This window comes from Streptomyces sp. BK340, assembly GCF_007827595.1.
Lineage (GTDB): Bacteria > Actinomycetota > Actinomycetes > Streptomycetales > Streptomycetaceae > Streptomyces.
Window position 1 is genome coordinate 407,744 of the sequence record NZ_VISR01000002.1, and the last position, 13,265, is coordinate 421,008.

12 protein-coding genes are annotated in these 13,265 nt (G+C 71.4%); 8 read left to right on the forward strand and 4 right to left on the reverse strand.

Annotated elements, in window-relative coordinates; translation table 11 throughout:
* Positions 1 to 77: 77 nt before the first annotated feature.
* Complete coding sequence (locus FB157_RS05215) at positions 78 to 1,349, reverse strand: M6 family metalloprotease domain-containing protein (RefSeq protein WP_145876396.1); 1,272 nt, start codon at positions 1,347 to 1,349, stop codon at positions 78 to 80.
* A 293-nt stretch (positions 1,350 to 1,642) separates the two neighbouring features.
* Here FB157_RS05215 and FB157_RS05220 point away from each other — a divergent pair, with 293 nt between their 5' ends.
* The gene (locus FB157_RS05220; RefSeq protein ID WP_145876398.1) at positions 1,643 to 2,284 is read left to right on the forward strand and encodes a TetR/AcrR family transcriptional regulator; all 642 of its coding nucleotides are present in this window, start codon (positions 1,643 to 1,645) and stop codon (positions 2,282 to 2,284) included.
* Between the two features lie 146 nt (positions 2,285 to 2,430).
* Complete coding sequence (locus tag FB157_RS05225) at positions 2,431 to 3,969, forward strand: MFS transporter (protein ID WP_145876400.1); 1,539 nt, start codon at positions 2,431 to 2,433, stop codon at positions 3,967 to 3,969.
* 34 nt (positions 3,970 to 4,003) lie between these two features.
* On the opposite strand, the gene FB157_RS05230 is transcribed toward FB157_RS05225, so the two are convergent.
* Entirely contained in the window at positions 4,004 to 4,513 is a 510-nt protein-coding gene (locus FB157_RS05230; RefSeq protein WP_145876402.1) for a MarR family winged helix-turn-helix transcriptional regulator, read from the reverse strand.
* A 145-nt stretch (positions 4,514 to 4,658) separates the two neighbouring features.
* Here FB157_RS05230 and FB157_RS05235 point away from each other — a divergent pair, with 145 nt between their 5' ends.
* Positions 4,659 to 5,447: a dioxygenase gene (locus tag FB157_RS05235; RefSeq protein WP_145876404.1), complete on the forward strand. Its 789-nt coding sequence runs from the start codon at positions 4,659 to 4,661 to the stop codon at positions 5,445 to 5,447.
* Positions 5,448 to 5,651: 204 nt separating this feature from the next.
* Here FB157_RS05235 and FB157_RS05245 read toward each other — a convergent pair whose 3' ends face one another.
* Complete coding sequence (locus tag FB157_RS05245) at positions 5,652 to 6,170, reverse strand: GNAT family N-acetyltransferase (RefSeq protein WP_145876406.1); 519 nt, start codon at positions 6,168 to 6,170, stop codon at positions 5,652 to 5,654.
* A 188-nt stretch (positions 6,171 to 6,358) separates the two neighbouring features.
* On the opposite strand from FB157_RS05245, the gene FB157_RS05250 reads away from it, so the two are divergent.
* Together FB157_RS05250 and FB157_RS05255 are read left to right on the forward strand one after the other, a co-directional pair.
* The gene (locus FB157_RS05250) at positions 6,359 to 7,357 is read left to right on the forward strand and encodes an RNA polymerase sigma factor RpoD/SigA (RefSeq protein ID WP_145876408.1); all 999 of its coding nucleotides are present in this window, start codon (positions 6,359 to 6,361) and stop codon (positions 7,355 to 7,357) included.
* A 582-nt stretch (positions 7,358 to 7,939) separates the two neighbouring features.
* On the forward strand, positions 7,940 to 8,572 hold the full coding sequence (locus FB157_RS05255; protein ID WP_145876813.1) for a TetR/AcrR family transcriptional regulator: 633 nt from the start codon (positions 7,940 to 7,942) through the stop codon (positions 8,570 to 8,572).
* 202 nt (positions 8,573 to 8,774) lie between these two features.
* On the opposite strand, the gene FB157_RS05260 is transcribed toward FB157_RS05255, so the two are convergent.
* Positions 8,775 to 9,755 carry a YafY family protein gene (locus FB157_RS05260; protein ID WP_145876410.1) on the reverse strand — a complete coding sequence of 327 codons (981 nt, stop codon included), beginning with the start codon at positions 9,753 to 9,755 and terminating at the stop codon, positions 8,775 to 8,777.
* Between the two features lie 62 nt (positions 9,756 to 9,817).
* Here FB157_RS05260 and FB157_RS05265 point away from each other — a divergent pair, with 62 nt between their 5' ends.
* The 3 genes from FB157_RS05265 (at position 9,818) to pfkB (ending at position 13,207) form a co-directional block, all read left to right on the forward strand.
* Positions 9,818 to 11,329, forward strand: a complete 1,512-nt coding sequence (locus FB157_RS05265; protein WP_145876412.1) for an MFS transporter — start codon at positions 9,818 to 9,820, stop codon at positions 11,327 to 11,329.
* Between the two features lie 172 nt (positions 11,330 to 11,501).
* Entirely contained in the window at positions 11,502 to 12,263 is a 762-nt protein-coding gene (locus tag FB157_RS05270; RefSeq protein WP_145876414.1) for a DeoR/GlpR family DNA-binding transcription regulator, read from the forward strand.
* Positions 12,260 to 13,207, forward strand: a complete 948-nt coding sequence (gene pfkB, locus FB157_RS05275; protein WP_145876416.1) for a 1-phosphofructokinase — start codon at positions 12,260 to 12,262, stop codon at positions 13,205 to 13,207. The genes FB157_RS05270 and pfkB overlap by 4 nt, the downstream gene beginning before the upstream one ends.
* Positions 13,208 to 13,265 lie beyond the last annotated feature (58 nt).

The following is a 13,265-nucleotide window of genomic DNA, read 5'->3' on the forward strand; positions in this document are numbered from 1 at the left end:
ACGCGGGTGATCCTCCGCCTTGCGATGCACCGCACCGGACGCCGCGGCCTGATCCGACCTGATCCAGACGAAACCCCCTAGCTCCGTGTGATCCGCACCTTGTAGTTCCCGGAAGCGTCCGCCCCCAGCACCTCGATCGTGATGCCGTGGCGTGGGTCCTTGAAGGACTCGCCGGTGGTGAAGGGTGCGTCGGAGAGTTCCGCCTGGACGTTGGGGCTGCGGGTGCAGCCGCCGCTGCCGCGGTGGGCGTCGTACACGGTGACCGGGCCGCGTCCGGTGTCCACGGTGGCGTCGACCTTGTAGACGAGGATGCCCGGCTTGCACACAGCCTCGTCGTTGCCGCCGGGGGCGCGCAGCTCCAGCGCGTACGTGGTCCGCGCGTCGAGCGGCACCAGGACCAGCTTTCCGCCGCCCTCCTCGTACAGCGGGGTCAGCGTGTAGTCGACGGTGCCCGGGGCGGCCGCGCAGCCGACCTGGTTGCCGTCCAGCCAGCCCAGCTTCCACTTGTGCCAGCCGAGCAGGTCGTTGTTGGCCCCCCAGTCCTCGCTCATGATGTCCCAGTGCCCGACCGTGCTCCCGCCCTCCTGGGTGTAGAGGTCGGGCAGTCCGAAGGTGTGGCCGTTCTCGTGCGGCAGGACGCGGTAGCCGGTGCGGGAGTAGGAGCCGGAGCCGTCGTCCTGGCGGGAGTAGACGAAGGACGCGTTGGCGATGGGGACGCCGTCGGCGACCGGGGCGTCGGCGTTGCCGGCGAAGGTCACGGACAGCACCGTGTCCAGGGCGGAGGGGCCGGCGTTCGGGGTGACCAGCACGTTCAGCAGGTCGTACGAGCGGAAGTCCACCTCGGGATCGGCGGCGGCCACGATGTCCTGCACCAGCTGCCGGTAGCCGGGGTCGAAGGGCGCCCCGCGCTCTATGCCGTATTCCTTGAAGGGCTTCGGCATCCGCAGCCAGGACGTGATCGGGGTCTCGGGGTGGTAGTCGAGCCGGCCGTACGACGCCGCGCGGAACCATTCCTGGGTCTGCGGGAAGAACTCGTGGAAGCGGTCGAGCGCGCTGCCCTGCCCGGGCGCGTCGGAGAAGTCGACCATCAGGGTCAGGGCGTGGACCGAGCCGGTGGAGCGGGAGTAACCGGCCGCGGTGGGCAGGCCCTCCGTCATCTGGATGTCCAGGCCGCTGTGGATCAGGCACGGCGAGAGGGTGGAGCGGGCCAGGCCTATCGGCCCGGCGGTGGTGGGCGCCGCCAGGTGACCGGTCCCGGCCGAGGTGCTGACCGCGAGGGTCAGGACGGTCACGGCGACGAGGGCGGCCACGCGGCGCGGGCGTATGCGGCGGCGGGGCGAGTGCGGCATGCATGGACCTTCCGCTCCACGGCAGCCGCCCGTCGCCGGCTGCACCCTTGCGCTCACCCTGTGTCGACAGGGTGGGGGGCGCGCGCTGGAGGAGACCGATCGTGGGAAATCCCCGCGCGGGCGGGTGGGAACCGTGCCCGGCAAGTGTGGTTCAGGTCACAGGAATTCCTTCCGGGTCGGGAAATAACCGGGGAGCCCTTCCCCGTTTAGACCTGTGTCCGAGCGAAACGGGGAGTCCTTCCCCGGATCGCCCGGCGACCCCCGACCACCGTCAACGACTCAGGGAGCACGCCGTGCAGACCGCAACCCCGACCCGCAAGGTGACCCGGCCGCGAGCCGACGCCCTGCGCAACCGGGAGCGGATCGTCACCGCCGCCCGGGAGATGTTCGTCGAGCACGGCCCGGACGTGCCGCTGGACGAGATCGCCCGCCGGGCCGGCGTCGGCAATGCCACCCTGTACCGCAACTTCCCGGACCGTGACGCCCTCGTCCGTGAGGTCGTCTGCTCCGTCATGGACCGCACGGCCGAAGCGGCCGAGCAGGCTCTCGCGGAGACCGGGGACGCCTTCGCCGCCCTGGAGCACTTCGTGCACGCCGCCGCCGACGAGCGGATCAGCGCGCTGTGCCCCATGGTCTCCAGCACCTTCGACAAGGACCACCCCGATCTGGTGGCGTCCCGGGAACGGGTCGAGCAGCTGATCGAGGAGGTCATGGGCCGGGCCAAGGAGGCGGGCCAGCTCCGCGCCGACGTGGGCGTCGGCGACGTGATGATCGCCGCCGCCCAGCTCAGCCGGCCGCCGGCCGGCACCGACTGCCTGAGCAGCGACCGCTTCGTCCACCGCCATCTGCAGCTGTTCCTGGACGGGCTGCGGGCCCCCGCCCGCTCGGCCCTGCCGGGGACGGCCGTGACCATCAAGGAGCTGCGCCGGTGCTGAGCGATTAGTTCCGGCCGCGCCGGCGGTCTTCCCCGCACCAGCACCCCGGTCGTCAGCGACGACGAGCCGGCCCTCAGCACGCCACGCCCGACAGCTTTCCGTTTTCTGATCTTTTTCCGTCACGAAGTCCCGAAGTGGGTATCCCCATGTCCGAAACAGCCCTCAGGGCTCCCGGCGCCGCCGCACCGAGCGGTGACGCCAACCGCTGGAAGGCGCTCGTCTTCATCGCGCTCGCCCAGCTGATGGTCGTCCTCGACGCCACCATCGTGAACATCGCCCTGCCCTCCGCCCAGCAGGACCTCGGCATATCCGACGGCAACCGGCAGTGGGTCGTCACCGCCTACGCCCTCGCCTTCGGTGGTCTGCTGCTCTTCGGCGGCCGCATCGCCGACCTGTGGGGCCGCAAGCGAGCCTTCGTCCTCGGCCTGACCGGCTTCGCCGCCGCCTCCGTGCTCGGCGGTGTCGCCACCACCGGCGCGATGATGTTCGGCGCCCGCGCGCTCCAGGGTGTCTTCGGCGCCCTGCTCGCCCCGGCCGCGCTGTCCCTGCTCGCCGTGATGTTCACGGACGCCAAGGAGCGCGCCAAGGCGTTCGGCATCTACGGCGCGATCGCCGGTGGCGGTGGCGCCGTCGGCCTGATCCTCGGCGGCTTCCTCACCGAGTACCTGGACTGGCGCTGGACCTTCTTCGTGAACGTCCCGTTCGCCGTCGCCGCCGCGCTCGGCGCCAACTTCGTCATCCGTGAGCCGGAGGGCGGCCGCAACCGCTCCCCGCTCGACATCCCCGGCGTGATCCTGTCCACCCTCGGCCTCGTCGCCCTCGTCTACGGCTTCACCCGCGCCGAGTCCGACGGCTGGAGCGACGCCGTGACCGTCTCGATGTTCGTCGCGTCCGCGGTGCTGCTGACCGCCTTCGCGCTGGTCGAGTCCCGGGTCAAGGCCCCGCTGCTGCCGCTGCGCGTGGTCACCGACCGCAACCGCGGCGGGATCTACCTCTCCCTGGGCCTCGCGATCATCGGCATGTTCGGCCTGTTCCTCTTCCTGACCTACTACCTGCAGGTCGTGAAGGGCTACTCGCCGGTCAAGACCGGCTTCGCGTTCCTGCCGATGATCGCGGGCATGATCACCGGCTCCACCCAGATCGGCACCCGCCTGATGACCCGGGTCCCGGCCCGCTTCCTGATGGGCCCCGGCTTCCTGGTCGCCGGTCTCGGCATGCTGCTGCTGACCCAGCTGGAGGTCGACTCCTCCTACACCACGCTGCTGCTGCCCGCGATGCTGCTGCTCGGCCTCGGCATGGGTACGGCGTTCATGCCGGCCATGTCCCTGGCCACCTCGGGCGTCGAGCCCCGGGACGCCGGTGTCGCCTCCGCGATGGTCAACACCTCGCAGCAGGTGGGCGGCGCGATCGGCACCGCCCTGCTGAACACGATCGCCGCCTCCGCGACGACGTCGTACGTCAAGGACCACATCGCCGGTGCGGCCTCCAAGCCGCAGCAGCAGCTGGTCCAGCTGCAGGGCATGGTGCACGGCTACAGCGCGGCGATCTGGTTCGCCGTCGGCATCCTGGGCCTCGCCTCGCTGATCGCCTTCACCTTCGTCAACGCCGGCCGCCCGGGCACCACCACGGTGGCCTCCGGCGAGGGTGCCGAGGACGAGGTGCCGGTGCCGGTGGTCGCCCACTGAGCGCCCGTACGGTGAACCGGTCGGCTCGGCCGGCCTAGCGGAGCCAGGGCAGGTCCGCACCCGCTTCGTTGGGCTGAAGGCCCTCGGCGACGATCTCCATGATCTCACCGAGGGTCTTCTGCTGTTCCGGGGTCAGCCGCTCGAACAGCGCCTGCCGTACGGCGGTCACATGGCCCGGCGCGGTCCGGCGCAGCACCTCGGTGCCCTCGTCGGTGAGCACCGCGAACTGGCCGCGCTTGTCGGAGGGGCAGTCCTCACGGCGGACCCAGCCGTTCTTCTCCAGGCGTGCGATGGCGTGCGACAGCCGGGAACGGGTGATCTTCGCCTTCATCGCCAGCTCGGTCATCCGCAGCCGGCGGCGCGGCGCCTCGGCGAGGCTGACGAGCAGGCCGTAGTAGATGTGCGGCATGCCCGCGTCCCGCTGCAGCTGCCGGTCGAGGTGGTCCTCAAGCAGGGTGGTGGCGTGCAGATAGGCGCGCCAGACGCGCTGCTCCTCGTCGGTCAGCCAGCGGTGCCGGCCGGCGGAGTCCGTTGCCGTGTTCATGCATTCCACTGTACGGGGCATCTTCTTGAAACTTGAACAAGTCGGGCGTACCCTGTCCCCAAGAGCTTGAGAGTTAAAACATCTGGCCCGCAGTACCGGGACCGCACCAACAGCAGTACCGACCGACGCATTGGGAGCCGCCGTCATGTCCGCCGCCCAGGAGCGCATGCCCGCCCTGTATCTCAGCCATGGCGCCCCGCCGCTCGCCGACGACCCGGTCTGGCCCGGCCAGCTCGCCGCGTGGTCCGCGGACCTGCCGCGCCCCAAGGCGATCCTCATGGTCTCCGCGCACTGGGAGGAGGCCCCCCTCGCCCTCGGCGCGACCGGGACCGTCCCGCTCGTCTACGACTTCTGGGGCTTCCCCGAGCACTACTACCAGGTCCGGTACCCCGCCCCCGGCGCGCCCGGACTCGCCGAGTCCGTCCGCAAGCTGCTGCGCGCCCCCGGCACCCCCGTCCAGGACATCCCCGACCGCGGCCTCGACCACGGTGCCTACGTCCCCCTCGTCGAGATGTTCCCGGCCGCCGACATTCCCGTCCTGCAGGTCTCCCTGCCCACCCTCGATCCCCGGCGTCTGATGGACATCGGCCGCAGGCTGGCCCCGCTGCGCGACGAGGGCGTGCTGATCGTCGGCTCCGGCTTCTTCACCCACAACCTGGCCGCCCTGCGCCACACGGGCGGGGGCGTGCCGAGCTGGTCCTCCGAGTTCGACGACTGGGGCCGGCGGGCCCTGGAGACCCGTGACTGGGACGCGCTGCTGGACTTCCTCCACAAGGCCCCGGCCGGCCGCTACGCCCACCCGCGCACCGAGCACTTCGCCCCGCTCTTCGTCACCATGGGCGCGGCGGAGGCGGGCGGCGAGCTGGACGCGCAGAAGTCGGTGATCGACGGGTTCTGGATGGGAATGGCGAAGCGGTCGGTGCAGTTCGGCTGATCCGGAGGTCCTTCCGGCCTCCGGCCGGCCTAGGTCCTGTCGTCAAATTCCCGTCGTCGCCCGAAGGGCGGCCTCGCGGCGTCTGGTGCGTGCTCTCGGCGTGCCGGGCGGAAGTCCTCGTACTGGACGTACTTGGGCTTTCGCCCGGTGCGGCGAGAGTGCGTGCCAGGCGTCGTGGGGCAGACGGGAATTTGACGACAGGGCCTAGAGGTCCTTCTCGTACCAGGCCACGTCCCAGTAGCGGCCGAACTTGCGCCCGACCTCCCGGTAGGTGCCGACGTACCGGAAGCCGAAGCGTGTGTGCAGCCGCTCGGAGGCCTCGTTGGGCTGGGCGATGCCGGCGTAGGCGCGGTGGATGTCCTCGTCGGCCAGAGCCTTGAAGAGGGCGTCGTAGAGCAGGGTGCCGATCCCGCGGCGGCCGGCGTCCGGAGCGACGTACACCGAAGTCTCCACGGATGTCGCGTACGCGGGCTTCACCCGGTAAGGGCTGGATGTGGCGTACCCCAGAATCCGCCGACTTCGTCCGTCCGTGGCAACCATCAGGCGGTACGGCCCGTCTTCCGGGTGGGAGAGCAGCCACGAGCGGCGCTCCTCCGGCGTGAAGATCACGGTGTCGAACGTGATGGGCGTCTCGCGTACGTAGTGGTTGTAGATGTCCGTGAGGGCTTCGAGGTCGCTCTCGACTCCCGGCCTGACCTGCACTTCTGCATACGCCGACGGCATCCGGCCTCCCTGTGGTCGGACAGGGTACTGCAAGATCAGAAAAATTGAGGGTCGGGTTGGGAATTCTGTCCGGATTCCAGTCGTTGTTTCCTTCGGATGCCGGGCACTCGTGGAGAGTCCCAGGAGTTCCAGGAGTGCTGAGCATCCCTTAAGGACCACCGCCCGCCCACCATCGCAAGGGAGCACGCATGGCAACCCGTGCCGTCGCCCGTCGTCAGTCCGCCACCGGCGAGACGGCCGACTCGGCCCGCAGTCTTCGCGCCCATGGCGGCGAGATCGCCGATCGCGACCTGGTCGGTATGTATCTCGACGAGATCGCGCGCACGCCGCTGCTCGACGCCGCCAAGGAAGTCGAGCTGTCCCAGACCATCGAGGCGGGTGTGTTCGCGCGGCAGGTCCTCGACGGCGAGGAGGAGTCGCAGACGGACGCCTCCCGCGAGGAGTTGGAGGCCCTGGTCGCCGCGGGTGAGCGGGCCAAGGACGTCTTCATCCGCTCCAACCTCCGCCTGGTCGTGGCGGTGGCCCGGCGCTACCCGCGCAGCGGCCTGCCCCTCCTCGACCTGATCCAGGAGGGCAACGCCGGTCTGGTGCGCGCCGTCGAGAAGTTCGACTACCGCAAGGGCTTCAAGTTCTCGACGTACGCCACCTGGTGGATCCGTCAGGCCATCACCCGCTCCATCGCCGACCAGTCCCGCACGATCCGGCTCCCCGTCCACCTGGTGGAGGAGCTGGGCCGTATCCGCCGCGTGCAGCGCGAGTTCAACCGCGAGAACGGGCGCGAACCGGAGCCCGCGGAGATCGCCGCCGAGCTGGACTCGACGCCGGAGCGCGTGACCGACGTGCTCGACTGGTCCCGTGACCCGGTCTCGCTCAACATGTCCGTGGACGACGACGGCGACACCCAGTTCGGCGACCTCCTGGAGGACACCTCGGCGGTGTCACCGGAGCAGTCGGTGCTCACGCTGCTGCGCAGTGAGGAGCTGGACGACCTGATCGGCCGCCTGGACCAGCGCACGGCCTCCATCATCAAGATGCGGTACGGCATCGAGGACGGCCGTGAGCGCACCCTGACCGAGGTCGGCAAGGAGCACGGCCTGACCCGCGAGCGCATCCGCCAGATCGAGAAGCACGCGCTGCTCGAACTGAAGAAGCTGGCCCGCACCACCGGCTTCGACGCGGCGGCGTGACGGACGGGGAAGTGCGGCCATGACGAAACCGGGCGTACGCCCGGTGGCGAAAGACGGCGCAAACATGGCGTGGTCCCATCGCTTCAACCCCGGGGCCCGAGGGAACAACCCTTCAGGGCCCAGGAGTTGGGCCCCAGGGTTCGCACTCCCGCCCTTCGCGGACACCCCACGTCTGCCATGACGAGCACGTCGTAGGTCTTCTTCGTCAGTTCCTGCCCGACAAGTGAGCCACGTCCCCGCGCCATCCCCCCCCCGGCGCCGGGACCTTCCCAGAGCCGGGCTTCGGCGCCTACCCCCCCAGGCGCCGGGGCCCGGCTTCTTGCCATGGGCGCGGGGGAGGAGAGCGGGGAGGAGAGGGAGAGGGCGGGCTCGCCGAAGGCCGACGGTGCGGACATGCTGGATCGGCGGGCCACCCCGTACCTGAACCCCGGGGTGGCCCGCCGGATGGCAGATTCTGCCACATCGGCATAGCCTGCCGAGGTGAGCACCCCCAGCACCACGGGCAACACCGCGCACCAGCCTTTTTCCGCCTCGGCACCCGCCCCGGCGTCCCTGACGGAGCGCCGCAAGGCGGAGACCCGCATGGAGATCGCCCGCGCGGCGGCCGCCCTTTTCGTCCGCCAAGGGCTGCGTGCCACCCGCGCGGAGGACATCGCCCAGGCGGCGGGCATCGCCCCGCGCACGTTCTACCGCTACTTCGCCTCGAAGGAGGAGGCGGTGGCCCCTCTCTACGCGGCGGGTGCCCAGCTCTGGACGCAGGCGGTGCGCGAGGCCCCGCCGGCCCTCACCGTCCCGGAGGCCCTGCGCCACGCGGTCCACCAGACCCTCACCCCGGGCGCCGCCGTCTCGGCGTCCTCCTGGGAATGGGTCCGCACCCTGATCCGCCTGGCCGACGCGAGTCCCGCCCTGCGCAAGGTCTGGGCGGAGGTCTGCCAGTCCTCGGAGAAGACGCTCGCGGAGATTCTGGCGGAACGATCGCCGGTGTCCCGAGGGCGGACGGACTCCGCCGATCCGGAGTCCGGCGACAACGTTGCCCGCCCGTCCGTGATCCCCCCGCGCGTCCATTTCGCGGCGGCGGTGGCCGGCGCGGCGGTCCGGGTGGCCGTCGAATCCTGGTCCACCACGACGTCCCCACCCGCCGGCCCCACCGGCCCGGCAGCCCTGGCCCTCCAGAACCTGGAGGCGCTGGGGGAGTTCGAGTGGGGCGAGGAGTAGCCGGCGCCCCTGGCCCCGACACCCCAGGCCCCGACTCCCGTGGCCGACGGCCGCTGTTGGACTGCAGGCGGTGTGCGGTTGCGGCTGCGGTGCGCTGGGCTGCTCGCGCAGTTCCCCGCGCCCCGGGGAGTTGCAGTCCGGTCGGCCGCATCGGCGCCGTAGCCTCACAGCCGCAGACAGCGGCCGGCCGCCCGGAGCCCGTCTAGGGTGCCACGGCTCCCCCCGCCCGGCTCAACCGCTCACCCAACTCGCGTACGCACACCGCGAGTTCGGCCGGTCCCCGGACGAAGAACCCACACCCCGTCATCGCCAGCCGCACCGCCAGCCACTCCACCGGATCCCCGCTGCTGCCCCGCACCACGCACCAGCCCTCCCCGTCCGCCTCCGGCACCCCGACCCACCCGGGCACCCGCGACGACACCTCTTCCACGGACCCGGCGAACCGGACCTCGAACTCGTACGTCCCGGTGTCCGGCCGCCGCTGGATGGACCGCCGCAGGTACTCCGCCGCGCTCCCCATCGGCAACTCCCGCGGAGCGAACCGCACGCCGGTGGCGCACGGCTCCCGTACCCGGTCCACCCGGAACGTCCGCCAGTCCTCGCGCCCGAGGTCGTACGCGACGAGGTACCACCGCCGCCCGGTGGACACCAGCTGATGGGGCTCGGCCAGCCGCTGTGACTCGCTGCCGTCCTTGTCCCGGTAGGCGAACCGCAGCCGCTCGTGCCCGGCCACCGTCGACGCCATCACGGTCAGCGTCTCGGGCGCGATGCTCGCCCCGTCCCCGCTGGTCAGCGCCGTCGTCGCGGCCTGCAGTGTCGAGACCCGGTGCCGCAGCCGCGAGGGCAGCACCTGCTCCAGCTTCGCCAGCGCCCGCACCGACGCCTCCTCCACCCCCTCCACCGCGTGTCCGGCACCGGCCCGCAGTCCGACCGCGATCGCCACCGCCTCCTCGTCGTCGAGTACGAGCGGCGGCATCGCCTTGCCCGCGACAAGGCGGTATCCGCCGTCAGCACCTTTGCTGGCCTGCACGGGATAGCCCAGCTCCCGCAGCCGGTCGATGTCCCGCCGCACGGTACGGCGGGACACCCCGAGCCGGTCGGACAGCTCGCCGCCGGGCCACTCGCGCGGGGTCTGCAGGAGGGAGAGCAACTGGAGGAGCCGAGCCGGAGTGTCCGTCGTCATGTGTTCGAGAATGCCCTACAACTAGGACACGATCTGACCTAATAGGGTCCTAGCTTGTACGCATGACCTCCACGGAACAGACCCTCAGCGCAGAGCAGAGCCCGGGCGACCGCCGCCGGTGGTTCGCGCTCGCGATCGTGATGACCGCGGCCTTCATGGACCTCGTCGACGTCACGATCGTCAACATCGCGATCCCCTCGATCCAGCACGACGAGGGCGCCTCCTTCAGCCAGATCCAGTGGATAACCGCGGGTTACGCCCTGGCCTTCGCCGCCGGTCTGATCACCGGCGGCCGCCTCGGCGACATCCACGGCCGCCGCCGGGTGTTCCTCATCGGCATCGGCGGCTTCACCCTGGCCTCGGCCCTGTGCGGCTTCGCCGCGAACCCCGAGATGCTGGTCGCCTCCCGCATCCTGCAGGGCGGCATGGCGGCGATGATGGTCCCGCAGGTCCTGTCGATCGTGCACGCCACCTTCCCCGCCCATGAGCGCGGCAAGGTCTTCGGTCTCTTCGGCGCGATCGTCGGCCTGGGCGCGGTCTCCGGCCCGCTGCTCGGCGCCCTGCTGACGGAGTGGAACCTGTTCGGGCTCGAGTGGCGCCCGATCTTCCTGATCAACCTCCCCGTGGGAGTCGCCGCCTTCCTTCTCGGCCGCCGCTTCATCAGCGAGTCCCGCGCCCCGAAGGCGCTGAAGCTGGACCTCGTCGGCGTCGCCCTGGTGACCCTGGGCCTGCTGATGCTGCTCTACCCGCTCACCCGCGGCCGCGAGCTGGGCTGGCCGCTGTGGGGGTACGTCTCGATGGCCGGAGCGTTCGGCGTCTTCGCGGCGCTGGTGGCGTACGAGCGGCGCAAGGCGGCCCAGGACGGTTCCCCGCTGATCGAGCTGTCGCTGTTCCGTGTGAAGAGCTTCGCCGCCGGTATCGCCGTGCAGACCGTCTTCGGTGTGGCGCTCGGCATCTTCTTCCTGGTCTGGACGCTGTACATGCAGGTCGGGCTGGGCTGGAGCCCGCTGCGGGCCGGCCTGACGGGTGTGCCGTTCTCGCTCGCGGTCTCGACGGCGGCCGGCATGTCCGTGCAGAAGCTGGTCCCGCGCTTCGGCCGCAAGGTGCTCCAGGCGGGCGCGCTGGTGATGGGTGCGGGCGTCCTCGTCTACATCTGGGAGTCGCACCGGTACGGCCTCGGCATCGCCTCCTGGCAGATGGCCCTCCCGCTGGTCGTGATGGGCGCCGGCATGGGCCTGATCGTGGCCCCGCTGACGGACGCGGTGCTCTCGGAGGTGCCGCGCGAGCACGCCGGGTCCGCGTCCGGCCTGATCAACACCGTGCAGCAGATGGGCAACGCGCTCGGCCTCGGGCTGGTCTCGGTGGTGTTCTTCGGCGTGATCGACGACCGGCTGACGCGCGCCGAGGTGGGCCCGGCCTTCGTCCACGGCTTCCAGCACGCGCTGTGGTGGGTGGCCGGCGTGATGGGCGTGATCTTCCTGCTGATGTCCGCTCTGCCGAAGCGTCCGGCGCAGCACGTGGAGGGCGCGTCCGACGCTCCGGCGGTGGAGAGGGAACCCGAGCTGGTGTCCTGACCAGGCAGGAGGGGGCCCGGTACCGACCAGGTACCGGGCCTTTCTGCTGTCCGGACAGAACCGGAAGCCCGTTCATGCCCGATTGTGGCCCGAACCTGTTTACTTCCCGAAAATCGAGGCGTAGTCTCGCGGTGAAACCACACGTTCGGGCATGAGGCGGAGGCAAACGGACATGTACGCACCGGAGCGGCAGCAGGAGATCCTCCGGATCGCCCGTGACGGTGGCCGGGTGGACGTGCTGTCGCTGGCCGAGGAGTTCCAGGTCACGGCGGAGACGATCCGCCGTGATCTGAAGGCCCTCGACCGCGCGGGCCTCGTCCGCCGGGTGCACGGCGGTGCCATCCCGGTCGGCCGCCTCGACTTCGAGCCGGACCTCGCCGAACGCGAGTCCACCGCCGCCGACGAGAAGGACCGCATCGCCAAGGCGGCCCTCGCCGAGCTGCCCGTCGAGGGCACGATGGTCCTCGACGCCGGTACGACGGTGGCGCGGTTGGCCGCGGCCATCCCGCTGGAGTCCTCCCTCACCGTCGTCACGCACAGCCTGCCGATCGCCGCCCGCCTCGCCGACCACCCGGGCATCCAGCTGCACCTGGTCGGCGGGCGCGTCCGGCACCGCACACGCGCCGCAGTGGACGCCTGGGCGCTGCGCGCGTACGGCGAGATCCGCGCCGACGTCCTGTTCGTCGCCGCCAACGGCTTCTCCGCCGAGCACGGTCTGACCACCCCCGACCTCGCCGAGGCCGCGGTCAAGCGCGCGGCCGTCGCCGCCGCCCGCCGCGTCGTCCTCCTCGCCGACTCCGCCAAGCACGGCCAGGAGCACTTCGCCCGCTTCGGTGACCTGAGCGACGTGGACCTGCTGATCACCGACAGCGGGCTGAGCCCCGAAGACGCCGCCGTGATCGAGCGCGGCGGCACGGAAGTAGTGCGCGCATGATCCTCACCGTCACCCCCAACCCGTCCCTCGACCGCACCTACGAGGTCCAGAAACTGAAGCGCGGCGAGGTCATCCGGGCCGAGACCGAGCGCATGGACCCCGGTGGCAAGGGCGTGAACGTCTCGCGCGCCGTCGCGGCCGCCGGGCGGCGCACGGTCGCCGTACTGCCCCTGGGCGGTGCGCCGGGTGCGCTCGTCGCCGATCTGCTCGACGCGCAGGGCATCGAGGTCGCGCCGGTCCCGGTCGCCGGAGCCACCCGCTCGAACATCGCGCTGGCGGAGGCGGACGGGGTACTCACGAAGATCAACGCGCCGGGCCCCGAACTGTCCCCGGCCGAACAGGAGCTGCTCCTGGACACCGTCCGCGAGCAGTCCCGCGACGCGGACTGGATCGCGTGCTGCGGAAGCCTGCCCCGGGGCCTCACGCCCTCCTGGTACGCCGACGTCGTCACGCGGGCGCACGCCAGCGGCGCACGCATCGCCCTGGACACCTCGGGGCGCGCGCTCCTGGAGGCGCTGCGCGCCCGGCCCGACGTGGTGAAGCCGAACGCCGAGGAGCTGGCGGAAGCCGTCGGGCGCCCCCTGGCGACGGTGGGCGACGCGGTGAAGGCGGCCGAGGAACTGCGCGAGATGGGCGCGCGCGCCGTGCTCGCGAGCCTGGGTGCCGACGGGCAGCTGCTGGTGGACGGCGCGGGCGCCTGGTTCGGCAGCGCGCACGTGGACGCCGTACGCAGCAACGTGGGCGCAGGTGACTCCTCCCTCGCCGGCTTCCTGATCGCCGGCGGCCGCGGCCCGGAGGCCCTCGCCTCCGCGGTCGCCCACGGAGCCGCCGCGGTCCGGCTCCCCGGCAGCGTGATGCCGACCCCCGCCGACCTGGCCCCGGCCGCGGTGACGGTCACGGCCGACATCCCGGTCGACCGCGAACTGACGGAGCCGGTGTCATGAACGTCCACGAGCCCCGCACGGCCGCGCCGATCACGCCGGCCCTGCCGCCGGTGCCGCT